This window comes from Streptomyces rapamycinicus NRRL 5491 (genome assembly GCF_024298965.1).
GTDB lineage: Bacteria > Actinomycetota > Actinomycetes > Streptomycetales > Streptomycetaceae > Streptomyces > Streptomyces rapamycinicus.
On sequence record NZ_CP085193.1, the window covers coordinates 629,591 to 655,566 of the forward strand.

Genomic DNA, 25,976 nt, shown 5'->3' on the forward strand with positions numbered 1-25,976 from the left:
CCGGTTGTCAGGCTTGCACGGTGGGCCGGACGACGACCTCGCTGATGTCGACGCCGACGGGCTGCTCGATCGCGTAGCCGATCGCGGACGCGATGGCGGAGGGCGGGATGGCGATCTCGTCGCGCTGCCGGGCAGCCGCCGCCGCTGCCTCGGGACTCGCCCCCTTGCCCACCCCCTCGGTGTTGGTGAACCCGGGCGAGACCAGAGTGACGCGCAGATGGGGTCCCGACTCCTGCCGCAGTCCCTCGGTCAGCACCTTCACCGCCGTCTTGGTGGCCGCGTAGACGGCCTGCGGGGATTTCACGACGTAGGCCGCGGTGGAGGCGATGTTGACGAACTGGCCGGAGCGCTGCCGCCGGAAGACGGGAAGTGCCGCCCCGATACCGTTCAGCAGGCCGGTGATGTGCGTCGCGACCATCGCGTCCCAGTCGTCCTGGCGCAGTTCGTCGAACGGTGACACCGCCATCGTGCCGGCGTTGGAGACCAGGACATCGAGTCGGCCGAACCGGTCGACCGCCACGTCCGTCAGCCGCTTGAGGTCCTCGCGGCGCGTCACGTCGATGACGGTCCCGACGGCCGAGCCGCCCCCCGCCGTGATCTGGTCCACCACCGCGTGCAACCGGTCCTCCCGCCGGGCCCCGAGCACGAGCCGGGCGCCCCTCTCGGCGAGGTGGGTCGCCGTCGCCGCTCCGATGCCGCTGCTGGCACCTGTGATCGCTACGACCTTGCCTTCGACACCTGACATCACCAATGTCCTTCCAAGGGATATGCGCAGGTCAGACCACGACCTACAGTGAATTGGGGGCGCCACCAATTACCTCAGACTAAGTGGGCGCGTCCCCGTTTAGCAAGGCGGACGGGATCCGGAGAGGTATGGCGACCGCTGATGGCCGACAGTGCACAACGCCCGTTGCGAGCTGACGCGCGGCGCAACAGAGACAAGATCCTCGCGGCCGCGGTGCGCGTGTTCGCAGAAGAGGGGCTGGACGCGCACCTGGAACGCATCGCCAAGGAGGCGGGCGTGGGCAGCGCGACGCTGTACCGGAACTTCGCCACCCGTGAGGCGCTGATCGAGGCGGTCTACCGCAACGAGGTGGCTCAGCTGTGTGACGCCGTCCCCGATCTGCTCGACGAGCGGCCGCCCTACGAGGCCCTGCGCACCTGGACACGTCTCTTCCTGGACTACGTCACCGCGAAATTCGGCATGGCCGACGCCCTGCGTGCCATCGCCGCCGCGGGAAACAACCCCTATGGCCAGAGCCGGGACATGATCCAGGCCGCCATCACCGTCCTGATGGACGCGTGTGCGGCCGCCGGGACGATTCGCACCGACATCAGCCCCACCGACATGGGTGCCGCCCTCGAAGGCATCGCCCTCACTTCACCCAAGCCCGAACACCGGGAACGGGCCGAACGCCTGCTCGACCTCACCCTGGACGGTCTGAAGGCCCGTTCGTGACGCCGTGAGCGGGCCGGGCGCCCCGGGCCGGCCGAACGGCGGGCGCTTCCGGTCCGGCCACGTCGACGGCCCGGGACCCGGCGTTCAAGACGACGACCCTATCGAGCGGCTCCGTCGGAAGTCGACACCGTGTTCTGCCCCGGGGAGGAGCGGCGCCGGGTGAACCGCGACGGCCGCGACGCCTTCCGGTGCGGGTGCAGTTCGATGGTGAGTGAGGCGGCGGTGAAGACGGAGGAGTAGGTGCCGACCGCCAGGCCGATCAGCAGGGCGAGGGCGAAGTCGGCGAGGGTGTCGTCGGCGAGGACGGCGAGGGCGGTGAGGATGAAGGCCGCACCCATGCCGGTGTTGACGGTACGGGGCAGGGTCTGCAGGATCGCCCGGTTGGTCAGGCGGGGAAACGGTGTGGTGCGGTCGCGGCCGAGCAGTTCGCGGACGCGGTCGAAGAGGACGACGGAGTCATTGACCGAGTAGCCGATGACGGTCAGCAGGGCGGCCAGGAAGACCCCGTCGATGGGCTTGCCCAGCCAGGCGAAGGCGCCGATGAGGATCACCGCGTCATGGGCGAGCGCGACGACGGCCGCCGTCCCGAAGAACCAGCGGAAGCGGACCGCGAGATACAGCAGTTGGGCGCCCAGTGCGAGGGAGAGGGCGATGAGCGCGTTGCGACGCAGTTCGTCGCCCATACTGGGGCCGATCAGCTCGTCGCGGACCTTCTTCGTCTCGCCGCCGAGGGCGCTCACGGTTTCGGTGACGGTGGCCTCGTCGGAGTTGGTCAGGTTCTCCGCGCGCACCGTGAGCCCGGTGTCGCCGGAGGACTGCACGACCGCGCGGGGGAACCCGGCGTCGGTGAGGGCGGTGCGGGCCCGGTCGGGGTCGACGGGGGTGCTGGTGGCGTACTCGATCAGGCGGCCGCCGGTGAACTCGATGCCGAAGTCCAGGCCGCGTACGAGGATGCCCGACGCGGCCAGGACGGCGAGTGCGGCGGAGGCGGCCAGCCAGCGGCGGGGATGGCGCATCAGGAACGGGTCGCGGCGCAACAGCCGGTCGCGGACCCAGCCGGTGCCCGCGATGCCGGTGACGCGGGGCCGGCGGAAGACCGCGGGGCGGCCCACCGCGTACTCGGCGAGCACCCGGCTGATCAGCAGGGCGCTGACCATCGAGGCGAGGACGCCGATGGCCAGGGTGATGCCGAAGCCGCGCACCGGGCCGGAGGCGAAGGCGAACATGAGGCCCGCGGCGATCAGTGTCGTGAGGTTGGAGTCGGCGATCGCGCTGAGGGCACCGCGGAACCCGGCCGTCAGTGCCGAGCGGGGGCTGGGGCGGCTGCGGGCCGCGTACTCTTCGCGGGCCCGTTCGAAGACCAGGACGTTGGCGTCCACGGCCATGCCGATCGCCAGGACGAATCCGGCGAGGCCCGGCAGGGTCAATGTGGCGCCGAGCGCGGCCAGGGCGGCGTAGGAGATGAGGCCGTAGCAGGCCAGGGCCGCGGTCGCGAGCAGGCCCAGGAGCCGGTAGACGGCGATGATGAACAGCGCGGTCAGGGCGGTGCCGATGACGGCGGCCAGGCCGCGGCCTCGATCGCCGCGTCGCCGAGCGTGGCGCCGATGGTGCGCTGTTCGACGGTCTCGACCGGTACGGGCAGGGCGCCGCCGGAGATGAGCAGGGCCAGTTCGCGGGCTTCGGTGTCGTCGAAGGACCCGGTGATCTGGGTGGTGCCGCCCGGGATGCCGGTCCCGCACGGTACGGAGGGGTCGACCTGCGGCGCGGAGATGATCTTGTTGTCGAGGACGATGGCGACCCGGCGCTGCGGATCGCCGGCCGGATGACAGGCGGCCCGTGCGGTGACCTGCCGCCATCGGTCCTGACCGGTCTTGGAGAAGTCGACCGTGACATGCCAGCCGGCACCGCCCTGCTGGTCGAAGCGGGCGTCGGCGCCCTCGACGTCCCGTCCGGTCAGATCGGCGGCACGCAGTCGCAGGGGCTGTCCGGACTCGTCCGGCAGCACGCGCCCTTCGGCCGGATCGGCCGGCGGGGAGGTGGCGCCGTCGGCGGTCCCGGCCGGGCCGAGGACCGCGTGGACGGTGAGCTGCGCGGTGCGGCCCAGCACATCGGCGGCCTTCTTCGGGTCGGACACGCCGGGCAGCTCGACGAGGATGCGGTGGTCGCCGGAGCGGACGAGGGTCGGTTCGGCGACGCCGAGCGCGTCGATGCGGCCACGCAGCACCTCCACGGTGCGGTCGGTGGCCGCGGAGTCGGCGTCGGCGGTGGGGGTGGAGCGGGTTTCCAGCATGATCTGGGTGCCGCCGCGCAGATCGAGGCCGAGACGGACCGGTGTGGTGAGGGCGATGGCCAGCGATCCGGCGATCACGGCGAGGGCGAGCAGCGCACGCATACGCAGGGATTTCCGATGCGCATTCCGCTGGTTCCGGCTATTCCGCTGGTTCCGGCTATTCCGCTTGTTCCATTGATCGCGGCGTTTCAACACGAGCCTCCGGCAGGCACGTCGCGGCGGCGGCACGCGCGGCCGCGACGGGAGAAAGGGTGATGGGTGGCGTCAGGTACCTGCGGCCGCCGGAGGGGCCCGGCCGCGGTCGTGGGCCGATCGGCCGGGAGAGACGGGTACGCACGCGGAGGGCGCTGAACCACGGGTGCCGAAAGCCGGGTCGGCATCCGCGTCGCGGGGGTCGGTGGCGTGGTGATCCGGTGGGCACGGGCGCTCACCGAGGTGGTCGTGGCGGACCCTGGCCTGGGCCGCGCACCCGGCGGCACACGGGTCATCCGCGCGGGGACCGGTGTCCGGGCGCTCGGCGCCCGTGGCCGCCGGGGCAGGATTGGCCGCCGAGGCCGGATGGGGCACCGGGCCGGAAGCGGCGAGCGGGGCATCGGCGGGAACCAGCGCCAGCAGGACGGCGAGGAGCGCGATGAGCGTTCCCGCGAGCCGGTGACCGGTGGCCGGGATGGTGCGGGGTGCTGGGCGCATGCACCGTCCCTTTCCTGCTGGGTGCTCGGTTTCCCGCCTGGTGCTCGACGCGGGCTGGTCAGGGGCGGGCGGGCGTCAGGGCTCGATGAGACCGGCGCGGATGGCGTAGCGGGTCAGCTCCAGCCGGTCGTGCAGACCGAGTTTGTGCAGGAGGTTGGCCCGGTGACGGTGCACGGTCTTGACGCTGATGAACAGGATCTCGGCGATCTCCTTGGAGGAGTGCCCTTCGGCGACGAGTTTGAGGACTTCCTCCTCGCGGGGGGTGAGGAGCTGGTCGGGGTCTTCCTCGCCGTGGCGGACGCGGTCCAGGTAGTTGCGGATGAGGGCGGTGACCGCGCCGGGGTAGAGGAACGGCTCGTTGCGCATCGCGGCGCGGCAGGCGGCGACCAGATCGCGGTCGGCGACCGACTTCAGCACATAGCCACAGGCCCCGGCCTTGAGCGCCTGGAACAGGTACTGCTCGTTGTCGTGCATCGTCAGCATCAGGACGCGCAGGCCCGGTTTGAGCGCCACCAGCTCGCGGGTGGCCTGGAGGCCGGTCAGGCGCGGCATGGCGATGTCGAGCACGGCCAGGTCGATCTCCTGGTTCCGGGCCGCTTCGATGGCCTCGGCGCCGTCCCCGGCCTCGGCGACGACCTCCAGATCGGGTTCCCGGTCGAGGATCAGGCGTACGCCGCGGCGTACGAGGGCGTGGTCGTCGGCGAGCAGGATGCGGATCGGCGTCGCGTTCGTGGGAGAGGCCAAGGGAGAGGCCGTGGGACACGGTGTCGAGGCCGTGCTGGGCCCGGGCGGGGTCGGATCGGGCATGGTCAGAGCTGCTTCCTGGGAGCGGGTGTGATGAGGCGGATCCGGGTGCCGGTGCCGGGCGTCGAGGTGATGTCCAGGGTGGCCCCGGCGAGCAGGGCCCGTTCGCGCATGCCGCGGATCCCGGCGCCTTCGCAGGCGGCCTCGATACCGCGGCCGTCGTCGGCGATCTCCAGCACCACCGCCTCGCCGACGCGGTGCAGGCTCACCTCGACCTGCCGCGCGTCCGCATGGCGGGCCGCGTTGGTCAGGCTCTCCTGAGCCACCCGGTACAGCACGAGCTCGCTCTCCTGGTCGAGGGTGGGCAGGTCGGCGTCGAGGCGGCGCACGACACGCAGCCCGGTGTGGGTGGCGAAGTCCTGCGTGAGCGAGGTCAGCGCGCTGACCAGGCCCAGGTCGTCCAGGACGCCGGGCCGCAGGCGGCGCACCAGGCGGCGGACCTCGTCCAGGCTCTCCCGGGTGATCTCCTGGGCCTGCTGGAGGTCCTCGCGCAGCGGCTCGGGGGCGTCGTCCGCGGCACGCTTGAGCACCAGCAGGATCGCGGTCATGCTCTGCCCGACCTCGTCGTGCAGTTCCTGGGCGATGCGGCGCCGCTCGGCCTCCTGAGCGAGCAGCGCCCGGGCGCTGGACGTGGCGCGTTCGTGCTCCAGCCGGTCGAGCATGGCGTTGAAGGTGCGGATCAGCTCGGACACCTCGCTACCGCCGCCGGCGCCGGGCACGGGCAGCCGCTGGCCCGGGCGCAGCAGGTCGACGGTGGTCATCAGCCTGGTCAGCCGGTCCAGCGGGGCCAGGCCCCAGCGCAGCAGGGTGCCGTTCGCGACCAGCATGACGGCGAGACCGCCGACCAGGATGATCGCCTCGGTCAGCAGCACCGGTACGGAGACGGTCACCGGCGCCCACAGCAGCAGCGCCGTGGCGGTGCCCAGCACCAGGGCGTTGAGTCCGAAGATCCGCCAGAACAGCGACACCGGGGAAACTCCTCCTTCCGCGCTCCGCGGGTGATCATCTCTACTGTCGCTCATCATCCCCGGGCGGAGCCGCGACGACTGATCACGACCGAGCCTGACACAGCCTGCCTCCCGCACCGCGCGCGGTCGATGGGGTCCGTCCCCCATATCCGGGGTCATCGGGTACCCATGCGCCGTTCCCCGCCATAGCCCCGTGGTCACCGCTGTCCCGGGCAAATGGGGTCCGCGCCCGATGGGCTTCCGACGCCGAGTCGAGCAGAGTCGAAGAAGATCGAGCCGTCCGGTACGGCCGGTGCTCGCGGTCGTGGAGACCGCGGCCGGCGTAACCGGGCGGCCGCTGCTGCGCGTAGCGCGCTTTGGAGAAAGGACCTCACCGTGCCGCTCGACACCGCCCAGACCGGTCCCCGCCCCGGCCGGCTGACCTCTCATGAGGCCCGCCAGCGCCTGGAACACGCCCGCAACAGCCGCCTGGCCCAGCTGCGCGCCCTCGACGAGGGCGTGCAGAGCACGGACGCGCATCTGGTGTCCGCACAGACGGAGGCGATCCAGCGGGTCCTCACCGAGATCGACGAGGCATTCGCCCGCGTCGACGACGGCGTCTACGGCACCTGCCAGGGCTGCGCCAAGCCCGTCCCCGCCGAACGCCTGGAGATCCTCCCCTACACCCGGTACTGCGTCGCCTGCCAGGGCCGCGCCACCGCCTGACCCGCCCCATCCGACCCGTCTTCGTCTCCGCCCTGCTCAAAGGGGTGAAGTGGTGAACCACCAGACCATCGGCAGCTCTGCCACGCACCTGTCGCCCGAGGATCTTGCCGCGCTGCGGGAGAGCCTCCATGAACAGCGCCTGTTCCGCCAGGAACAACTGCGGCAGATCGCCGCGCCGCCCCGCGCCGAGGACCTGCTCCGGCGCCGCTCCGCGGCACAGGCCGAAGTGCACGTCAAAGTCGCCGCCTCCGCGCGCATGGTCCTCGCCGACGTGGAGGCGGCGCTGCGGCGCATGGCCGAGGGCCGCTACGGCAGCTGCCACCTGTGCCATCGCCCGGTCGAACGCGAACGACTGATGATCGTTCCGCAGGCCCGCTACTGCGCACGGTGCCAGCAGGTGCGGGAGGCCGGACGATGACCGTCCTCCGCCGCTTCCGGACCGGCTCCCCCGCCGGGCACCGGCACCGGCCCTGGCCGTCGTGCCGGCACTGCTGCGGCCTCGCCCTCGACCTGGGCAGCGCCCGCACCCGCGCCTGGGTCGCCGGCCGCGGCCTGATCCTCGACGTACCCACCGTCACCTTCCCCGGCGCCGGGGCGGTGTACCCGATCCAGCGCGGCGCCATCGTCGACGTTCCGGGAACGGCCCGGATGCTCGACCGGCTGCTCAGCCATCGCCTGCCCCGCCTCACCCGCCCGCTGGTGGTGGTCACCGCGCCCGTGCTGGACGGCCCCGCCTACCGGGAACGGGCCCGCACCGCCGTGGAGGTGCTGCGCCCGCGTGCGGTCCTGACCGTCCCCACCGCACGCGCCATCGCCCTGGCCGCGGGCGCCGACCTCGCCCTGCCGCTGCTCGTGGTGGACATCGGCGCCCACCTCACCGAAGTGGTCCTCCTCCTCGACGGCCTCGTCTTCGACGCCCGCCGCACCGCCCTGGGCACCGCCGACCTCGCCGGTGCCGGCGCCACGGCGGAGATCAGCGAAGCCATCACCACCATGATCACCTCAATGCTCCGGCAGGACCGCACGTCCCTCACCGCCGAGGCCCTGACCCGGGGAGCCCTGCTGGCCGGGGGCGGCGCCCTGCGCCCCGACCTCACTCGCCGGCTCATCGGCGGTACGCACGCGCCGCTGCGGGCGGTTCCCGCACCGCACACCGCGGCGATCCGCGGCGCCGTCAAGTTCCTTCAGGCCGCGCACGGACATCCGTCGGCCAGTGGTACGTCCCCGCCCTGACCTGGCCCGCTCTTGCGCCGACCCCGCCGCCCCACCGGCCGGGGTCTCCGGTACGCCATCCCCCCGACCTTGGAAGGAGAACCACCGTGTCCGGCGTGATACCCCCCGCGCAGCCGCCTCCCGACCCCCCGCACCACGGGCTCGTGCATCCCCTGTCGCTGTGGCGCTGGCGGCACAATCCGCTGTACCGGTGCACCGACCGTCTTCAGGGCCGGATCGCACTGGCGTTGTTGCTGCTCGTGCCGATCCTGGGGCTCGGTGCCACGTTCGCCATCGGTGACGCCGCCCACCGCCACTACCGCGCGGCCGCCGAGCACCAGCGCCAGGCCCTGCACCGCACCACCGCCGTCCTCATCCACGACGCCCCGGGGCATCCGGAACCCGGCTCTGCGGAGGCGAGGGAGAACCGCTACCCGGCCACGGTCCGCTTCACCGACCCGGACGGACGGACCCGCACCGCCGAGGCCGACGTCCTGCCCGGGCTGGACGCGGGCAACTCCGTCCGCGTGTGGGTCGACGCGGACGGAGCGGTCGCCGAGCCGCCCATGACCACCGAACAGATCCGCAGCCGCACCATGGGCTGGGCGCTCGTCGCCTTCCTGACCGTGCTCCTCGCCGGTGCCGCCGCCTACCGCTGCGCCGCCGTGGTCCTGCGCCGTCGCAATCTCGCCGAGTGGGACACCGAGTGGGCCGAGACCGCGCCACGCTGGACCACGTCCCCCTGAGCCGCGGCCGACAGCAGCCGCGCCCCCGGCTCAGGAAGCCTTGACGATGGGCCGGGGGCGCGGCCTCGATGCTGGTGCCGGTGCTGGTGACAGATCAGCCGCGGAGGGGGCCCTCGCAGGTGTAGTCCGACGTGCCCGCGCGCTGGTCGGACCAGATGTCCACCTCACCGAACCAGCAGTTCATATCGGTCAAGTTGTTGTCGCCGCCCGCGGCCCGGTCGAGGATGAAGTAGTCGACCGTCCCGGACATGTCCTCGAAGACCGCGTCCGTGTCCCCGGCATCGGTCAGGTTCGCGGTGATCCGGCCGGTGCAGACGAACCGGGGACGCTCCGGCGCTCCGGTGGCACGGCAGTTCGGGTCGGACGCGGTCGTCGCGGTGAAGGAGGAGCGGATCTGGTCGGCCGAGGTGTCACGGAGCTCGCCCGGGGGCGTGTAGGTGGTGTGGGGCACGTACAAGTCGCCGACGTGGGCGATCTGTTCGTCGAGGAAGCGGTCGTACGCGCTCTGCAGCCCCGCGTCCCCGCCGAGCCGGCCGCGCCAGGCGTCGAAGGCCGCCGGGTCGTCGGAGCGCAGGTCGCGGTACATCTCCCGCAAGAGGGAGGGGTGTTCGGTCCACAGGAACTCGAAGAACGTGCCCGCGTAGTCGTAGAAGCGGAAGCCGTCGCCGTCGTACGTCGCGTGCAGGAGCTGGTTCACGGTCATGCGCGGCCCGCCGCCTGCCGTGTCGTCGATGATCCCCTGGACCAGGGACTTGCGGACCCGGATGCCGTCGCCGCGGGTGGCGCCGTCGAAGAACTCGGCAGTGCCCTCGTCCATCGCGGTGGTCCGGTCGCCCTCGTACCAGGGGCCCTCGCCGAAGAGTCCGGGCACCGCCCAGCGACCGTTGAGGTAGTGGGTGTACTCGTGGCGGAACAGCTCCTCCAGGGTCAGTGAGGAGTCCTGCGGGACGCGGCGCTGGTACGTGTAGAAGGTCGCCCCCCGCTCGATGTAGACGCCGCCGTTGTTGGTGTCCATGCCGGTGAGCAGCGGGTGGAAGTTCTCGTAGTCGGCGCGGGAGCCGTACAGGACGACGTGCAGTGTGGTGTTGGTGTCGCCCGCGAGGGGCGCATCCGTGCCGAGCACACGGTGGAACTGCGCCTTGACCTGCTTGCTCGCGTAGTACAGCTGGTCGACCGTGTCCCGGTCGAGGGCGGTGCGGACCTGGATGCCGTCGGTGCCGTCGGCGCCGTAGACGTACGTGTACGGGAAGAGACGCTTCTCGATGTCGTCCTTGCACACGTGGTACGGGGCGCAGGCTTCGAACACCCCCAGCCAGGTGGCGACCTTCGCCCAGGGGGCGCTGCTGTCCCCGAAGTTGTGGGCGGTGGTGTCCAGGAGGTCGCCGAGGCCGGAGACGATCTCGTCGCGGAGCCCTTCGATCTGGCCGAAGCGGCCGTACTCGCTGAGGGCGTCGCGTATCACCCAGGCGTTGGGCCCGTCCTTGAGGTGGGTGTAGCCGGCGAAGGAGCTGAAGGTGGCCCGGTATGAGGGGTCGGCGGTCACCGCGGCGTGGAAGTCGGCGTCCTTGTTGCCGGGGTACACCCCGAGGTAGTTCACGGTGAGCGCCGCGAGGGCGGCACCGGCCCAGGAGGTGTCCTGGGCGGTTTCGGGGTGCTGGGCGTCCATGGTGGCCAGCACCCGCTTGATCAGGGGCAGTTGGTGCTGGCGCAGGCCGGGGGCGGAGGCCGCGTCGAGGGCTTCGCGCAGGGTCTCGGCGTTGGGCCGGGTGACGTCGAAGGTACGGGCGGCCGAGCCGAAGGCGTCGACGGCCCCGCGCATGGCGTTGACGGTCGGCGCGTCGGTGATGTCGATCTCGTCGTGCGAGAAGTCCTGGTACGCCACCGCGTGCAGGTAGGTGAACATCTCCAGCAGATGGCTGCCGTCCTTGCCGTCGTGGGAGGCGGCGAGTTGGCCGATGCGGCGGGAGACGGCCTGGACATGGTCGTCCGACATGACGGGGACGAGCCGCTGGTCCCAGGTCCAAAGGATCGAGCGCAGACAGCCGTCGGCGGTGACGGCGGGGTCGGCCAGGAAGTCGGCGAACCCCTCCGGGGGCAGGCCGGTGACGCCGTCGAGCGTGCAGGGCACGGATGCCTTGCCGAGTGTGGCGTGCGGAGTGACGGCGCTGCCCCGGCTCTTCGGCTCGGGCGTCCGGGTTCCGGGGACACCGCCACCGGTGAGGCCGCCGGGGGCGGGGACCTTACGTACCTGGCCGGGCGCCTTGGCCAGGCGGTCGGCCCTGTCGAAGGGGTCGGGCGAGGCGGCCGGCCGTAACGCCGAAGGCCGCGCGGGAGCGGGGACGGCCGCGTGTCCGGACGGGGTCGCCGTCACGCAGAGCGTCACCGCCGCCAAGGCCGTGAGCAGACTTCCGCGCGTGGATCCGCGCAGGTTTCTCAACTGGAACACCGTTGGCTCCTGTGGGGGAGGCGGCAAGGGCTATTGGGGCAGCGCCGCTTCAGGGCCTGAATCGCCCTGTGCGGGGCCGCACATGAGAGCGCGTGGTGCCATGTGATGCGTAACGTAATAATGTGAAATTGCACAGAGTGCAAGGCCCTCGACGCGACGGATCGCGGCGAGCTCGTCAACGTACGGATCAAGGAGGACCGATGCATGATCCCCTGACCGGCGCACCTCGGACGGCCGGCCATGACCTCCCCGTCTCACCGGAGTTCGAAGTCTTCATGGCGGGCGGCTGGGCGCCGATCCCGCTGCCCGCGGACATCCGGCCGGCCGCCGCCGACTTCACCGCCGCTCGCCGCGCCCGGCTGTCCGCCCGCTTCCCGGGCGAGCGGCTGATCATCCCCGCGGGAGAGCTGAAGGTCCGCTCGAACGACTGCGACCACCGCTTCCGGCCGTACAGCGGGTACGCCTGGCTCACCGGTCTGACCGGCGAAGAGCAGGCCGGGCACGTCCTGGTCCTGGAGCCGGACGGGCCGCACCGGCACGAGGCGGTCCTGTACGCGCGGCCCCGCTCGCCGCGCACCGATGACGGCTTCTACCGGGACCGGCGCTACGGCGAGTTCTGGGTCGGCCGGCGCCCCGACCTCGACGAGACCACGCGCATGACCGGCATCCGCTGTGCCGTCATCGGCGACCGGGCGGGGCTGCCGCCGGGCCGCGACGCCACGGCCGACGCCGAACTGTCCGCGGCCTTGAGCGAGTTGAGGCTGATCAAGGATGCCTGGGAAGTGGGGCAGCTGCAGCTCGCCGTGGACCACACGGCCGCCGGTTTCGAAGACGTCGTACGCGCCCTGCCCCGCGCCCTCGCCCATCCACGCGGCGAGCGCTGGATCGAGGGCGTCTTCGGCCTGCGCGCCCGCGCGGAGGGCAACGGCACCGGCTACGAGACCATCGTGGCGTCCGGTGCCCACGCCTGCGTCCTGCACTGGATACGGAACGACGGGCCCCTGGACGCACGGCGGTTGCTGCTTCTGGATGCGGGCGTGGAGACGGACAGCCTCTACACCGCCGACATCACCCGCACCCTCCCGCTCTCCGGTCGGTTCTCCCCCGTGCAGCGGCAGGTGTACGACCTCGTGCTCGCCGCCCAGGACGCGGGCATTGCGGCGCTCAGGCCGGGCGCGAGCTTCCGGGATTTCCACCGGGCCGCGATGCGCGTGATCGCGGAAGGGCTCACGGACTGGGGTGTGCTCAAAAGCCCCGAGGGCGACTTCCACCGTCGCTACACCCTGTGCAGCAGCGGACATATGCTCGGACTCGACGTCCACGACTGCGCGCAGGCACGGGCGGAAACCTATCTGGACGGGGTGCTGGCGGAGGGTCAGGTGCTGACGGTCGAGCCCGGACTCTACCTCCAGGCCGACGACGAGACGCTCCCGGACGAACTGCGGGGCATCGGGGTGCGCATCGAGGACGACCTGGTCATCACCGCCGGAGGAGCACGGCTGATGTCAGGTGCCCTGCCACGCACCCCGGACGCGATCGAGACGTGGATGGGAGAGCTGATCGAGAGTCGCTGAATCGGCAGCGGCAGCCGCATCCGCACACGGGCACCCGCGAGAACAAGGCCCGCGAGAACAACATGACATTGTACTCTGGTGATCCTCTCGGCCGTGAAGGCACGGGGCACGAAGGGAACACCAACCGTCATGGGCCACCTCAGGCAGCGCAACCTCATCACCACCAGGGAGCGGCTGCGCGACCAGGTGGCCCATGCCCTGCGCGCCGCGCTGATATCCGGCGAACTGCGCCCCGGCGAGGTCTACTCGGCACCCGGCCTGGCCGAGGACTTCGGCATCTCCGCGACGCCGGTGCGCGAGGCGATGCTCGACCTGACCCGCGAGGGCCTCGTCGAACCGGTACGCAACAAGGGCTTCCGCGTCACCGAGGTCAACGAACGCGACCTCGACCAGTACACCGAGATCCGCGCCCTGATCGAGGTCCCCATGATCGGCCGGATCACCCGCGGCGCCGCCCGCGAGGACCTGGAAGCGCTGCGCCCGGTGGCGGAGGAGATCGTGCGCGCCGCGCGCGAGCACGACCTCATCGGCTATCTGGAGGCCGACCGTCAGTTCCATCTCTCCCTGCTCGCGCTCGCCGGAAACGACCGGCTCGTCGAAACCGTCGGCGACCTGCGGAAACGCTCACGCCTGTACGGACTGACCACACTGGACGAGCGCGACCAGCTGATCCCGTCCGCCGAAGAGCACATCGAGCTCCTCGATCTGATGGCCGCGGGTGACGTGACGGGCGCCGAGGCGTGCATGGCCCGCCACCTCGGCCATGTGCGCTCGCTGTGGGCCAAGCCGGGTCGTCCCCAGCCGCAGGGCGGATGACCGGGCCGGTGGCGGTCTGCCCACAACAGCCGCGGCCACCGGGCCGCGACCGTTGTCATCGCCGGGTCAGTCGTGCGGTGTGGTTTCGGCTCGCCGCCCGGGAGCGGGAATGGCCGTCGGCTTCTTGTGCGGGCTGAACAGGAAGCAGCACAGGGCGGCGGCCACCAGGGCCACGGCGCATGCCACGAGGGCGGTCTGCATGGCGTTGACGAAGCCGGTGGCGAACGTGTCAGCGGTGACGCGTTCGTACAGGCCGGCCGTGGCGGGGTTCAGACCACCCGGTGGCGTGGGCGGACGGTAGTCATGTGCCGCGGCGGTGCTGCGGTCGATGAACTGGGCGCGCAGATCCTCCGGTAGCCGGCCGGCCCGCCTCTCGGCCTCGCCGCGCAGGGTCGAGGAGAGGCGGGCCGACAGCAGGGCGCCCAGCACGGCGGTGCCGAGGACACCGCCGATCTGCCGGGTGGTGCTGGAGACTCCGGAGGCCGCTCCGGCCAGCCGGGGATCGACACCGTCCATGGTGGCCTGCTGCAGTGGTGCGAACGTGGCGCCGCCGGCGATCCCGATGATGGTCAAACCGGGCAGCAGGCTCCATGCGCCGCTGCCGGGGCCGACCATGGCGACCAGCACCAGCAGGCCGACGGCCAGCAGTGTCATCCCCGCCAGCAGGATGTACTTGCCGCCGAACGTGTCCGACAGCCGCCCGGCGTACATCGAGCCGGCGGCGGTGAGCACGGCGTTCGGCAGAACCACCAGACCGGTCTCCAGTGCCGAGTACCCGCGTGCCATCTGCAGGTACAGCACCAGCACGAACATGATGCCGATCATGCCCAGTTGGAAGACGAACCCGACCCAGTTGCCGACCGCGAAGTTGCGCGCGCGGAACAGGGCCAGTGGCATCAGGGGCTCGTCCCGCTGCCGGTGCTGCCGCAGGACGAACACCGCCAGCAGCGCGACACCGGCGACGATGACCGAGGTGATGCTGATCGGTCCGGTGATGGTGCCCCAGTCGTAGCGTTCTCCCTCGATCAGGCCGAACACGATGCCGCTCAGCCCGGCGGTGGCCAGCGCGACGCCGAGCAGGTCGAGTCGGTGGCGGCGTTCCGAGCGCATGGGCGGGGCGAACGTCCAAGCCAGCACGGCGGTGGCGATCCCGATCGGAACGTTGGTGAAGAAGATCCAGCGCCAGCTGAGGTGGGCGAGCAGGAAGCCACCGAGGACCGGGCCGACGATCGGCGCGAAGCCGACGATCGCACCGAACAGGCCGAACGCCCTGCCCCGCAGATGCGGTGGAAAGATCGTCAGGATCGACGAGATGACCTGCGGGAACAGCAGCGCGCCGCCCACTCCCTGCACCAGCCGGGCGGCCAGCAGCTGGGGCGGTGAACCGGCCAGCCCGCACAGCGCCGAGGCGATGGTGAAGACGATGACGCCGAGCACGTACAGCCGCCGGTATCCGAAGATGTCACCCAGCCGCCCGGTGGTGATCAGCAGTACCGAGAAGAGGAGCAGATAGCCGTCGATGACCCACAGCACCTGGTCGTAGGTGGCGTCCATGCTGTGGATCAGTGTGGGGACGGCTACGTTGACGATGGATCCGTCGAGCAACGACATGAAGAAGCCGATGCACATGATCGCGAGAACCAGCCACGGACGCCGCGTGGCGGGTTGCTCGGGGGATTTGACTTCCGGCACTCCGGAGACCTCCCTGAGGGGAACCGTCTGCGGGGCGGTGACACGGACCAGGCCGCCGATGCCGGAATGGCGATATGGCTGGAACACGGACCCGGGCAGATCCCCCGGGGCTCGGAAGGAACCAGAAGGGCCGACACGCGTCGCCACCATCACAGAACACCCTTTTCCAGGATGTGATGAGTGACTTCCACCTTCCCCGTGTCATCGGGACCCGGGTGAAGCTGGTTGGCGAGGCGGAATGCCCAACGGTGAGAAGCCGGTTGGGAGCCTAGCACGCCGTATTCGGCCCGCACGCACGGGAGATGACCCGTCCGGCGATGCGCTTGAGCCCTGCGTGGCGGACGTGGGTCAGGCGGGGGTGGCGGGGACTCGGAAGTAATGGCCCTTGTCGAGGTCTTCGAGGAGGCCGGGGTGGGTCGGCCGCCAATCCAGCCATTCGCGGGTCAGGGCGTTCGACGCCGGGAGGTCCTGGCCGAGGAAACCGCCGAGCCAGGCGAAGTGCCCGGCCGCGTCCTCGGTGGCCACGGAGGTCACCGGTACCTCGAGGTGACGGCCGATCACCTCGGCGATGTCCCGGATCGGGACGCCCTCCTCCGCGACGCCGTGCAGCACGGATCCCGCCGGGGCCTTCTCGGCCGCCAGCCGGAACAGCCGTGCGGCGTCGAGGCGGTGGACGGCCGGCCAGCGGTTGGCGCCGTCCCCGATGTGGCCGGAGACGCCCTTTTCCCGGGCGATGGCGACCAGGGCCGCCATAAAGCCGTTGTCCCCGTCACCGTGGCAGGTCGGAGACAGCCGCACCACGGACGAGCGCACGCCGCGCGAGGCGAGTGCGAGCACCGCCTGGGCGGTGGCCGGGCGGACCGAGACCGGCGAACCGTCGATCGTGGGCGTGTCCCGCTCGGTCGCCACACGCCCGGGCGCGAGGCCGACCAGACCGGAGGCGAGGACGAAGGGGCGACCGGTACCGGAGAGCGCGTCGCCGAAGGTGTCGACGGCGCGGCGGTCGGCCTCGGCAGCACCCTGGAAGTCGCCGGTGAAGGCGATGTCGTGCTTGAAGGCGAGATGGATCACACCGTCCGACGCGGCGGCGGCGCTCCCCAGGACGTCGAGGTCGTCAACGGTGCCGCGGACCACTTCCACCCCGGCGGCGGTGAGGGCGGCGGCGGAGGCGTCGGAGCGGGCGAGCCCGACGACCTGGTGCCCCGAGCCGATGAGCTCGGGAACGACGGCGGAGCCGATCCAACCGGACGCACCGGTCACGAAGACGCGCATGAGAGATACTCCAGAATCATCGATGTCAGCGACTGTCATCAGACTTTAGCACCTGATGTCAGTCACTGCCATCGCGTAGGATCTGAGCATGGGCAGATGGGAGCCGAACGCGCGGGGACGGCTGGCGAAGGCGGCGTTGGAGCTCTACGGCGAGCTCGGCTACGAACAGACCACGGTGGCGGAGATCGCCAAACGGGCCGGCCTCACCGAGCGGACCTTCTTCCGGCACTACGCGGACAAGCGCGAGGTGTTGTTCGACGGATCGAGCGCGCTGCAGGAGCTGTTTGTGACCGCGGTCGCCGAGGCGCCGGAGTCCGCGGCACCGATCGACGCGCTAACGGCGGGGCTCGAGGCGGTCTCCGCGGTCTTCGAGGGTCGGCGCGAGCACGCCCGGCAGCGCCAGGCCGTCATCGTGGCGAACGCGGAACTCCGGGAGCGCGAGCTGATCAAGCTCGCCTCGATGTCGACCGCGCTCGCCGACGCCCTGCGCCGACGCGGTGTCGCGGACCCGGCCGCGAGCCTGACCGCCGAGGCCGGGATCGCCGTCTTCAAGGTCGGCTTCGAACTCTGGCTGACGGCACCGGAGGAGCGTGAGATGTCGCGGTTGATGCGGGAATCGCTGGCCGAACTCCAGGCCGTGACCGCGCGCGGCTAGCCATCGCCTAGCTCGCGCACCATGTCGTCGCCGCACACCCCTCCCCCGTGCCGGACGCCACGGTCATACGTGTCGGCCGCAGCAGCGCCCTGGCCGGACTCCCCTGCTCCATCGACCGCGACGACCCGCTCCCGTGGAGCCTGGTCCGCGATGAGGAACCGCTCCACCCGGGCCTCCCCCGCCTGCGCCACCGTGTCACCCTCACCCGCGTCGCCGGCGGCCCGCCCACTCCCACCTCGGAAAGGTAAGCCCCCATGCCTGTCGCACTCTTGTGCATTCCCTATGCCGGAGCCGGCGCCAGCCTCTTCCGCCGGTGGAAACGTCACCCCCTCCAGCAGTTGGAAGTGGATCCGGTCCAACTCCCCGGCCGGGAAGAACTGTTCGCCGCCGAACCCCGCACCACCATGGCCGAGGTCGTCGACCTGTGCGTCGACCGGATCCGGAAGATGCCCCAGGACGCGCCGTTCGCCCTCTTCGGACACAGCTTCGGCGCGCTCGTCACCTACGAGACGGCACAGCGCCTGGCCGCCGAAGGGCCGCGCCTGCCCGAACGCGTGATCGTGAGCGGCGCGGCCGCACCCTGGCTGCCCAGGCCGGTCACCGGAAGCGGCTCGCTGACCGACGACGAATCCCTCGCGCGAGTCCGCGAGGTCGTGGGATCATGTACTTCTCGCTGGACCCGAAGCCGCTGCTCACCGCACTCGACGCGCTCTTCGTCCCTCCCTCCGGCTGAGCGACGGCGGCGGGGCGCCGCTTCCCTCGGCGCCCCGCACCCAGCGGCACCCCAGGTGAGTCAGATGAGCTTGTCGTCGATGTCGAGCGAGCCGACGATCGACCGCAGGCTCGCCACGAGCGCCACGACGGAACTGGTGCGGGCCTCGGCGCGGCTGATCGCGCAGATCCGGACACCGTCGGAGGCGTCGGCGATCCGGCGGAACACGACAGCGGGCAGGGAGCTGGTCAACGCGATCGGCCCGGCGTGGACACCCACGTGGCCACGCGTGGCCACGTGCACGGCCAGCTCGTCGTAGCGCCCCACCTCCTCGATGTGTGTACGGGGGATGCCGGCCCGGATGATGTCCGCCTGCAACTGGCTTTCGAGATAGGGGTTGTCGGCACGCGGCGTGATCAGGATCTGACGGGTGCGGAGGTCGGTGAGCGCCACCTCGTGGCGGCTCGCCAGCGGGTCCGCCGCCCGCAACACGGCGACCAGCGGGAACGAGCCGAGTACGGCACTGGCGATCCCGGGTTGCTCGGGAACCGACCAGCACAGGCCCACGTCCACCTCGCCCTCCGCCACGGCGGCGAGCTGCTCGGGGGTGTGCATCGGGACCGGACGCCAGCGGCCCCGGGCCTCGTCGTCAGCGACTGCGCCGGGCCACGCGTCGACCAGTCCCGGCAGGATCAGCTGCCCCAGCTCCGGGGTGTGGGCGACGACGAGGTCACGGTGGCGCGCCGAGCGCAGGCGGGCGGCCCGGTGGGCCTGGTGCAGCGCCTCGATGGGCTGCCGGATCGCGGCGGCGAACTCGGCGCCGAAGGGCGTCAGTCGCACCCGTCGGCTCGTACGCTCGACCAGTCGGCTGCCGAGGCTGCGTTCCAGACCGGCGACGGCCTCGCTGACACTGGGCGGAGCCAGCCGCAGACGGTCGGCGGCCCGCCGGAAGTGCAGTTCGTCCGCGACGGCGAGGAAGCACTCCATCTGGCGCAGGTTCACTGCCGTTCTCCCGTCACTCCATAGTGTAAGAACCACGACGAGCAGCCAGGCTCTTCTACCACATCGTTCGGTTTCGCCGAACGATGGCTTCGGCAATCCCCAGTTGATCAGCCCCTCGGATCGGACCGAGTATGGCAAGGTGAGCGAGACCGGTGGGCGGCTGCGACGGGCCTGGATCGCACGGCTGGGCCCGCGTGGCGAGGTCGGCCTCGACCAGGCGGCGAGCCCGCGCGCGATCGTCGAGGACGCCGTGGCGCGCGTCGGCGCGGACCCCGTGCGCTGGGCGATCGAGCTGAATTCCGTGGTCTTGCGGCGGATCGTCGGCGAGGTGCCGGTCCTCGGCGGCAGTCCGGCCGCGGTCGAGATGCTCAGGCGGGGCAATGAAGCCACCACCCTGCGGGCGCTGTTCACCCTGGTGGAGGGCCCGGCGGCCGCCCCGCCCACCGGCGAGGCGATCCTGGAGGGCATCCGCGAGTTCGTGCACCGGGCCATACCGCTCGAGCGGGTGTTGCACGGCGTCCGGGTCGGACACGCCGCGACGACCGAGGCGTTCCTGCGGGCCTGTGCCGAACTGGTCGACCCGGAGGAGGCGGTCGACGAGGTCACGGCGATCTCCCGCGAGCTGTTCTCCTACGTCGATGAGCTTTCCGACACCATGATCCGCACCTACCTCGTGGAGCACGAGGTGTGGAGCACCAGCGCGGCCGCGGCACGGGCCGACCTCGTACGTTCCCTGCTGAGGGATGCCGCGGCGGCGGATGTCGACGAGGCGTCGGGTGTCCTCGGCTACAACCTGCGGCGGACCCACATGGCGGTGGTGGTGTGGTCGGACTCGCCGAAGGGCGGCGCCACGCTGCAGGCGGCGGCGATCGAGGTGCTGCGGGCCCGTGGCGCCACCACGACGCTGGTCGTCCCCGTGGCCTCGGGCCGGTTGTGGGCGTGGGGCACCGTACCTCCGGACGGGACGGACAGGACGGAAGGGTTGGAAGGGGTGGACGGGACGGACGGGGCGCGCCCACCCGGTTCATGGCAGACCATCACGGAGGCACTGTCCCGGCAGCGGATGCAGGCGGCCTTCGGGACCCCGGGTTCCGGCGTCGCGGGCTTCCGCCGCTCCCACCGCGAGGCCGAGCGCGGGGAGCGGATCGAGCGGCTGCGGCGCGCGGCGGGACGCGTTCCGAGGTACGCGACCGGCTACGCCGACGTCGCCGCCATCGCGCTGCTGGCCACCGATCTCGACGCGGCCGGTGACTTCGTACGACGTGAACTCGGCGGGCTCGCCGCCCGCGGCGCGCCGATGGAGGCACTGCGGACCACGCTCTACCACTACCTCGGCGCCGAGCGCAGCCTCGTGGATGTCGCCCGGCGCCTGCACGTGGCCAGGGGGACCGTGACCTACCGCGTGAAGCGGGCCCAGGAGGTGCTGGGACACGACCTCGACGACCGCCGCTTCGCCCTCCACACCGCCCTGGCACTCGCCGAGGAACTGGGGGACGCGGTGCTCCTGCCGCGCGACGTCGAGCGGTGAGCCCGATGTACCGGACACGGCCCGGCCCGGCAGACCAATGGGAGACCGGAATCCTGAGCCGGCGGACCAAGCGGCCGCCCCGGGAGCCGGAGTCTACTTCCTGATGTCGGACGCGGTGACCCACCAGGCCGCGCATCCCGACAGACGGATTCCAGCCCAACGGGAGGCCCGCGATGATCGACCGTAAGACCTTTACCGAGCTGATGAGCGGGGTGTGTGCCCCGGTCACCGTGGTCACGGCGACTGCCGCCGACGGGCGGCCGCACGGCAGTACCGTGTCGAGCTTCGCCTCGCTCTCGCTCGACCCGCCGCTGGTGAGCTTCGCCCTTGACCGCGCCTCGGGGCTGCTGGCCCACCTCCAGCCGGGTGACCGGGTGGGGGTGAACATCCTCGGCGCCCACCAGCGGGAGGTGGCGTCGGCGTTCGCCCGCCGCCGGGGACCGGGCTCGAAGTTCGACGGCGTCACCTGGACCGTCCGCGCCGGACTCCCCTACCTGCCCGAGTCCGCCGGCTGGACGGCGGGACGCGTCGAACGCCATGTGGACGGCGGTGACCACGTCCTGCTCCTCGTGTGCCTGGAGGAGGCCGAGTCGACCTCCGCGGCCCCGTTGATCTACGCGCGCCGGATCTTCGGCACCCACGCCCCGCTCGCGGTCGCGAGCTGACCCGTACCCCGGATGATCCCTGACACCGAAGTGACGACGATGAACATGACCATGGACGTTCCCCGCACAACTGACGCCGCGCGCACGTTGCGGGCCGACCTCGTCGAGCGCGCCGCCACACTGCGGCCGCTGCTCTCCGGCAACGCCGATCCGGCCGACCGCGAGCGCGGAGTGCCCGCCGAGAACATCGGCGCCCTGGCGGAGGCCGGTCTGCTCTCGCTGATGCGGCCCGCCCGTTACGGCGGTCTGCAGACCGACCACCGCACACTGCTGGAGGTCGGCCGCGAGGTCGGGCGCGCCTGTGGCTCCACCGCCTGGGTGACCTCACTGCTCAACGCCAACGCGTGGTTCGTCGGGCTCTTCCCCGCCCGGGCCCAGGACGACGTCTGGGCCCACACGCCGCACGCCCGAGTCGCGGGCGTCGTGACCCCCTCGGGTACCGCGCGCGTGGTCGAGGGCGGGTACCGGGTGAGCGGGCGCTGGACCCCGGCGTCCGGTTGCGCTCACGCCGACTGGGCGGTCCTCGGGGTCACCCGGCCGGACGCCGAGGGCACGTCGGACGCCGTCGGCATCGTGCTCGCGCCGATGTCGGAGCTGACCATCGAGGACACCTGGTTCGTGGCGGGCATGCGCGGGACCGCGTCGAACACCCTCGTCGGCGAGGACCTCTTCGTGCCCGCACACCGCTTCCACTCCGTCCCAGACGCCATCGAGGGCCGCTACGCCACACCCTTCACCGACGAGGCGCTCTACCGGGCGCCGTTCGTGCCGACCGCCGCGCTGGTGCTGACCGGGCCCCAGCTGGGGCTGGCCGCGGCCGCTGTCGATCTCCTGGTGGAGAGGGCCCCGGGGCGAGCGTTGGCCCTGACGGGCTACACCTCCCAGGCCGAGGCACCCACCGTCCAACTCGCCGCCGCGCACGCGGCGTCGCTCGCCGACTCCGCCCGGCTGCACGCCTACCGTGCGGCCGCTGACATCGACGAGGCCGCACGGGCCGGGGTGTTCCCCGATTACGACGCCCGGGCACGGATGCGGATGGACGCGGGAATGGCGGCGGTCCACGCGCGTGAGGCGGTCCGCATCGTGTGCTCGGCCCAGGGTGCTTCGAGCTTCGGCGAGTCCAACCCGCTGCAGCGCGTCTGGCGCGACATCGAGACCGGGAGCCGACACGCCGTCCTCAACCCCGAAGTGGCCGCCGAGATCTACGGGAAGTCGCTGTTCGGCATCCGGGGCACGGTGTCCGTGATGGTGTAGGACGAAGTACGCCGGCGGCCGCGGGCGACACGTCCGCCACGAGGCGGTGCCCCGGGAGCGTCCCCGCCCCCGGGGCACCGCCTCGTCATACGACGGGTCAGCCGGCTCCATGACCTCCGTGGTGGAGCCGGTAGTGCTGGGCGAGGAGATCACGTCCGTAGTCGTTGCCGTTGGGCGCCCGCACGATGGTGTGGACGTGGAAGCGGGCGGGCTCGGGATTGGTGAGGAAGACACCCGGATGGTTGTCGTACTCCACCAGCAGCACGGGTGAGTGGATCCGGTAGTAGAAGGCGCACTCGTCGTCGTGGCCGCCGCGCCAGGCGAACCGCGTCTCGTCGAAGTGCTCGCGGACGAGTGCCAGGGTGCGCTCGGCCTGTGCCGGGGGGAGGCGGTCGAGGTAGATCCGGATCAGCTCCACCAGACCGTCACGCTGGTCGGCCGGCAGGGTCGCCGCGACGATCCCCTCGGGGGCAGGACGAGGTTGTCACCGCCCGCACCGGCGAGATGCCGTCCGTTCCATGGCCCGGCGAGCTCGGGCGGAAGGTCCTCCGCGCGCAGCGACGGCCCCATCAGGAACTCGTCCTCCCGGCCCGGGTCCAGCGTGCGGCGGAACGCCAGGGCGACCTCGGTCTCGTCGCCGAGGGCGTGGACGCCCTCGAACCGCCCCGTCCCGGTCGTCGGTTCGGCGCCGAGGAACACGGGGGCGAGAACCACCTGCCCGCCGACGAAGACACAGTGCAGGTCGACATGATGGCCCATCAGCTGCCATCCCCACGGGGAGTCGCCGGAGGGAGTCCCGAAGACGGTGAACCAGTAGGCGAACTCCGTGAGGGTGTCCCGGTAGTCGTCGATGAGCTCGCCCAGGTTCTCGTTGAGTGCCATCACCGCTCGTACCTGGGCGTAGCCGGCCGGGCTGAGACTCGCCTCGATGACGGCGAGTGCGCGGTCGCGGTCGCCGTCGGCGAGCCGTTCCAGGCGCATGCCCTTCGGGTGCCAGGTCGGGATCGCGTTCGTCCACAACCGCCACTCCGGGGCGTCCATGGGCAGGGCCGCGACCACCCGCTGGTGGGGCGCCAGCCCTTCGAGATAGGCCCGGGCCGCCGCGACGGCGGCGCTCGGGGAGGTGCCCGCACCGTCAAGGCGGTAGAGGCCCCGGCGCGGCGTGCCGTCGTCGGTGATGCCGACGTAGGGCTCGCGATGACGGCGCAGACCGGCGGTCAGCTCGTAGGCCGCCTCCGGGGGGAGCAGGTCGTCGAACAGGTGGGAGTCGACGATCGGCAGCTGGCCTCGAGTGGCCGGCAGGGGGAAATCTCCCGGGTGCCGCTGGTGGGACATCGGTCTCCTTACTCGGTGGGAACGGCGAGGACGTCACCCGGCATGAGGAAGCGGTTCTCGATCCGCCGGGAGGCGATGAGCCACCGGCGAGCCGCCCCGTCCGGCTCGCCGACCCGGACGAAACGGTCGAACACGTCGGCGACCAGCACCGGAACGGTCGTCGGGATGGGTGGCTCGCCGTCCCGCGCGTAGAGCACCAGGGCGGAGACGGCCTCGACGAGGTCGGTCTCATGACGGAGGACATGGAAGTTGGACATCAGGTGCCGCGAGACCCGTGGTCCTCGCGCGGCGCGGTCGCCGTACACGCCGTTGATCTCGTCGGTGCCGCGGAAGGTCCGGCGCGAGAACGTCAACTCGGCGTCGGCGGTGAAGAAGCCGGAGGCTGCCGAGCCATCGCCGTGGTCGATCTCGAACCACAGCGCCGTCACCAGCGTCGACAGATCGGTGTGCACGAGGGCGAGGGCCGGACCGCCGACGCCCCGAGTGTCACCGGCGGTCATGGGCCGGCCTCCGTCGCGGCGGGACGTGCACCGCTCACCAGCGTGTGTGCGCCCTGGCGCAGCATCGTGGTGTCGGCTCCCAGGACGAGGAAGTCGTACCCACGGCGGTCCAGCAGTTCCGGCGCGTTGCCCGCGGCCGTGGCCCCGAGGGTGATGCCGTGGTCGGCACAGCGCCGTTCGGCCGCGGCGACGAGGTCCGCCAGTCTGCCGTCACCCTCGCGGAACCGGTCGGCGACCGCGAGATCGGTCGGGCCGATGAATACCGCGTCGACACCGGTGACTTCGCCGATCTCGACGATCGCCGAGAGGGCTCCCACGCTCTCGGCCTGGACGACGAGGCGGACCTCGTCATTGCCGGAGCGCAGATAGTCGCCGAGGGCCGCCAGCCCCCACCGGCCGGCTCGTCCGGAGGTGCTGGCCCCGCGTCGGCCGAGCGGCGGGAACCGTGTCGCCCGCACGGCGTCGCGCGCCCGGGCGGCGTCGTCGACCTGCGGGACGAACAGCCCGGCCGCACCCGCGTCGAGCGGGACCTGGACGTCGCGTGGTGCGGTGCCGGCGACCCGGACGAAGGGCGCGATCCCGCAGCCACGGGCCAGCCCGATCATGGTCGATGCCGTACGGCTGTCGATCGCGCCGTGCTCGGCGTCGATCACGGCGAAGTCGAACCCGGCGAGTGCGAGCAGTTCGACGCTCTCCGGGGCCGGGAGCTTGACCCAGGCTCCGAGCCGGGGAAACGCGTCGCCCGTCACCGCTGGGCTCCCCGGTATTCGCCGGCGTTGAGCACCCAGCCGTTCGCGAGGAAGTCCTCGCGCGGCGGGGCGAAGACGTCGATGAGCGTATGCGGGCCCGCGCCCACGGCCCGGGTGGTGTGCACGACGGTCGGCGGGATCAGTGTCATCGAGGGGCTGCCGACCCGGACGTGCTCATCGTCGCGCCACTCACTCATCCGGCCGGTCCACGGAACCCGGAGGTGATGGGCGTAGTTTCCGGCGAGGGTCACCGACATCTGCTCGAAGTCCTCGTGGGAATGCGGTGAGAGCCGTTCGGTGTCGCGGGGCCCCTCGTGCACCGGAAACCAGTTCACCATCAGCGACGCCGTCCGGAAGATCCGGCCGAGGCGTCCATCCTCCTCGGGTATGTCACGCAGCCGGTGTATCCGGATCCCGGCACGGCCGGTCTCGGTGGGTTCCGGTAGCGGTGCGGTCCGCGGGTCGGCCCCGGCGGCATGGTTGACGGCCCGTCTCATCTGCTCGTCGCAGCGGGCGGTGAACACCCGCGCCACCGTCGTCGGCGACGCCGCACGGACAGTGCTCGTGCCGGCCGGTACGACGACGAGGGCGGGCTCGGACACGGACACACCTGCCCGGCCGCCGTGCTCCACGCCCACCACCGCGTCGTCCTGCACGAGCAGCACGTATTCGTCGGGCAGGTCGTGCTCGGTGAGGCGGTCATCCGCTTCGAGCTCGGTGATCGCCACCACGAAGTTCCGGCCGCATACCGACCAGGTCCGGCTGCCACCGGCGGAGACCAGGTCCGGATCTCGCTCCGAGATCTCGTCGACGACGGAGGTTCCTGCGATTGCGGCGATGGTCATCGGCCCTCTCCTCTATGCGCTGCGGGGACGACATGAGCTTCACGCCGGCCCGGCCGG

Annotated in this window: 23 protein-coding genes and 3 pseudogenes; 12 read left to right on the forward strand and 14 right to left on the reverse strand. The window is 71.6% G+C overall.

The genetic code is table 11. The features are described 5' to 3' along the window. Positions 1-7 precede the first annotated feature (7 nt). A complete protein-coding gene (locus LIV37_RS02790; protein ID WP_020865574.1) occupies positions 8-745 on the reverse strand; it encodes an SDR family oxidoreductase in 738 nt (245 codons plus the stop codon). Between the two features lie 141 nt (positions 746-886). Between LIV37_RS02790 and LIV37_RS02795 the strand changes: the two genes are divergently transcribed. Continuing rightward, a complete protein-coding gene (locus LIV37_RS02795; RefSeq protein WP_020865575.1) occupies positions 887-1,459 on the forward strand; it encodes a TetR/AcrR family transcriptional regulator in 573 nt (190 codons plus the stop codon). Positions 1,460-1,557: 98 nt separating this feature from the next. Here LIV37_RS02795 and secD read toward each other — a convergent pair. The 4 genes and pseudogenes from secD to LIV37_RS02815 form a co-directional block, all read right to left on the reverse strand. Further along, positions 1,558-3,851: pseudogene (secD, locus tag LIV37_RS02800) on the reverse strand (protein translocase subunit SecD). 162 nt (positions 3,852-4,013) lie between these two features. Then, a complete protein-coding gene (locus LIV37_RS02805) occupies positions 4,014-4,439 on the reverse strand; it encodes a hypothetical protein (protein ID WP_121825883.1) in 426 nt (141 codons plus the stop codon). 75 nt (positions 4,440-4,514) lie between these two features. After that, positions 4,515-5,246, reverse strand: coding sequence for a response regulator (locus LIV37_RS02810; RefSeq protein WP_020865576.1), 732 nt, complete (start codon positions 5,244-5,246; stop codon positions 4,515-4,517). Between the two features lie 2 nt (positions 5,247-5,248). Continuing rightward, positions 5,249-6,211: a HAMP domain-containing sensor histidine kinase gene (locus LIV37_RS02815; RefSeq protein WP_020865577.1), complete on the reverse strand. Its 963-nt coding sequence runs from the start codon at positions 6,209-6,211 to the stop codon at positions 5,249-5,251. Positions 6,212-6,586: 375 nt separating this feature from the next. Between LIV37_RS02815 and LIV37_RS02820 the strand changes: the two genes are divergently transcribed. The 4 genes from LIV37_RS02820 to LIV37_RS02835 all read left to right on the forward strand — a co-directional run bounded on the left by LIV37_RS02820 (position 6,587) and on the right by LIV37_RS02835 (position 8,874). Further along, positions 6,587-6,916, forward strand: a complete 330-nt coding sequence (locus tag LIV37_RS02820; protein ID WP_020865578.1) for a TraR/DksA family transcriptional regulator — start codon at positions 6,587-6,589, stop codon at positions 6,914-6,916. 49 nt (positions 6,917-6,965) lie between these two features. After that, the gene (locus LIV37_RS02825) at positions 6,966-7,334 is read left to right on the forward strand and encodes a TraR/DksA family transcriptional regulator (RefSeq protein ID WP_121825882.1); all 369 of its coding nucleotides are present in this window, start codon (positions 6,966-6,968) and stop codon (positions 7,332-7,334) included. Further along, the gene (locus LIV37_RS02830; RefSeq protein WP_020865580.1) at positions 7,331-8,149 is read left to right on the forward strand and encodes a rod shape-determining protein; all 819 of its coding nucleotides are present in this window, start codon (positions 7,331-7,333) and stop codon (positions 8,147-8,149) included. The genes LIV37_RS02825 and LIV37_RS02830 overlap by 4 nt, the downstream gene beginning before the upstream one ends. 86 nt (positions 8,150-8,235) lie before the next feature. Further along, positions 8,236-8,874, forward strand: coding sequence for an Rv1733c family protein (locus tag LIV37_RS02835; protein ID WP_020865581.1), 639 nt, complete (start codon positions 8,236-8,238; stop codon positions 8,872-8,874). A gap of 94 nt (positions 8,875-8,968) precedes the next feature. Here the strand turns inward: LIV37_RS02835 and LIV37_RS02840 are convergent, their stop codons facing one another. Further along, positions 8,969-11,320, reverse strand: coding sequence for a collagenase (locus LIV37_RS02840; RefSeq protein WP_020865582.1), 2,352 nt, complete (start codon positions 11,318-11,320; stop codon positions 8,969-8,971). A gap of 200 nt (positions 11,321-11,520) precedes the next feature. Here LIV37_RS02840 and LIV37_RS02845 point away from each other — a divergent pair, with 200 nt between their 5' ends. Then, the gene (locus tag LIV37_RS02845) at positions 11,521-12,894 is read left to right on the forward strand and encodes an aminopeptidase P family protein (RefSeq protein ID WP_020865583.1); all 1,374 of its coding nucleotides are present in this window, start codon (positions 11,521-11,523) and stop codon (positions 12,892-12,894) included. 129 nt (positions 12,895-13,023) lie between these two features. Further along, positions 13,024-13,710 (forward strand): GntR family transcriptional regulator, encoded by a 687-nt coding sequence (locus LIV37_RS02850; protein ID WP_020865584.1) that lies wholly within the window; start codon positions 13,024-13,026, stop codon positions 13,708-13,710. A gap of 66 nt (positions 13,711-13,776) precedes the next feature. Here the strand turns inward: LIV37_RS02850 and LIV37_RS02855 are convergent, their stop codons facing one another. Together LIV37_RS02855 and LIV37_RS02860 are read right to left on the reverse strand one after the other, a co-directional pair. Next, the gene (locus LIV37_RS02855) at positions 13,777-15,402 is read right to left on the reverse strand and encodes a DHA2 family efflux MFS transporter permease subunit (RefSeq protein WP_158634953.1); all 1,626 of its coding nucleotides are present in this window, start codon (positions 15,400-15,402) and stop codon (positions 13,777-13,779) included. Positions 15,403-15,750: 348 nt separating this feature from the next. Further along, on the reverse strand, positions 15,751-16,674 hold the full coding sequence (locus LIV37_RS02860) for an SDR family oxidoreductase (protein WP_020865586.1): 924 nt from the start codon (positions 16,672-16,674) through the stop codon (positions 15,751-15,753). 88 nt (positions 16,675-16,762) lie between these two features. Here LIV37_RS02860 and LIV37_RS02865 point away from each other — a divergent pair, with 88 nt between their 5' ends. Beyond that, entirely contained in the window at positions 16,763-17,329 is a 567-nt protein-coding gene (locus tag LIV37_RS02865) for a TetR/AcrR family transcriptional regulator (RefSeq protein ID WP_020865587.1), read from the forward strand. Here LIV37_RS02865 and LIV37_RS02870 read toward each other — a convergent pair. After that, positions 17,326-17,520: a hypothetical protein gene (locus LIV37_RS02870; RefSeq protein WP_158634952.1), complete on the reverse strand. Its 195-nt coding sequence runs from the start codon at positions 17,518-17,520 to the stop codon at positions 17,326-17,328. The two genes, LIV37_RS02865 and LIV37_RS02870, sit on opposite strands and share 4 nt — an antisense overlap. 63 nt (positions 17,521-17,583) lie before the next feature. On the opposite strand from LIV37_RS02870, the pseudogene LIV37_RS52460 reads away from it, so the two are divergent. Further along, positions 17,584-17,967, forward strand: a pseudogene (locus LIV37_RS52460) (thioesterase II family protein); the annotation flags it as partial. Positions 17,968-18,122: 155 nt separating this feature from the next. Here the strand turns inward: LIV37_RS52460 and LIV37_RS02875 are convergent. Then, positions 18,123-19,043 (reverse strand): LysR family transcriptional regulator, encoded by a 921-nt coding sequence (locus LIV37_RS02875; protein WP_020865589.1) that lies wholly within the window; start codon positions 19,041-19,043, stop codon positions 18,123-18,125. Between the two features lie 139 nt (positions 19,044-19,182). On the opposite strand from LIV37_RS02875, the gene LIV37_RS02880 reads away from it, so the two are divergent. From LIV37_RS02880 to LIV37_RS02890, 3 genes are all read left to right on the forward strand, one after another. Continuing rightward, positions 19,183-20,571 carry a PucR family transcriptional regulator gene (locus tag LIV37_RS02880; protein ID WP_121826270.1) on the forward strand — a complete coding sequence of 463 codons (1,389 nt, stop codon included), beginning with the start codon at positions 19,183-19,185 and terminating at the stop codon, positions 20,569-20,571. Positions 20,572-20,744: 173 nt separating this feature from the next. Next, complete coding sequence (locus LIV37_RS02885) at positions 20,745-21,236, forward strand: flavin reductase family protein (protein ID WP_020865591.1); 492 nt, start codon at positions 20,745-20,747, stop codon at positions 21,234-21,236. Between the two features lie 12 nt (positions 21,237-21,248). Then, positions 21,249-22,490, forward strand: a complete 1,242-nt coding sequence (locus tag LIV37_RS02890) for an acyl-CoA dehydrogenase family protein (protein WP_020865592.1) — start codon at positions 21,249-21,251, stop codon at positions 22,488-22,490. Positions 22,491-22,587: 97 nt separating this feature from the next. Here LIV37_RS02890 and LIV37_RS02900 read toward each other — a convergent pair. From LIV37_RS02900 to LIV37_RS02915, 4 genes and pseudogenes are all read right to left on the reverse strand, one after another. Further along, positions 22,588-23,825, reverse strand: a pseudogene (locus tag LIV37_RS02900) (DUF3500 domain-containing protein). Positions 23,826-23,833: 8 nt separating this feature from the next. Continuing rightward, on the reverse strand, positions 23,834-24,325 hold the full coding sequence (locus LIV37_RS02905) for a nuclear transport factor 2 family protein (protein WP_020865593.1): 492 nt from the start codon (positions 24,323-24,325) through the stop codon (positions 23,834-23,836). Further along, complete coding sequence (locus LIV37_RS02910) at positions 24,322-25,074, reverse strand: HpcH/HpaI aldolase family protein (RefSeq protein ID WP_020865594.1); 753 nt, start codon at positions 25,072-25,074, stop codon at positions 24,322-24,324. Before LIV37_RS02910 ends, LIV37_RS02905 begins: the two co-directional genes overlap by 4 nt. Further along, complete coding sequence (locus tag LIV37_RS02915; RefSeq protein ID WP_020865595.1) at positions 25,071-25,919, reverse strand: cupin domain-containing protein; 849 nt, start codon at positions 25,917-25,919, stop codon at positions 25,071-25,073. The genes LIV37_RS02910 and LIV37_RS02915 overlap by 4 nt, the downstream gene beginning before the upstream one ends. Positions 25,920-25,976 lie beyond the last annotated feature (57 nt).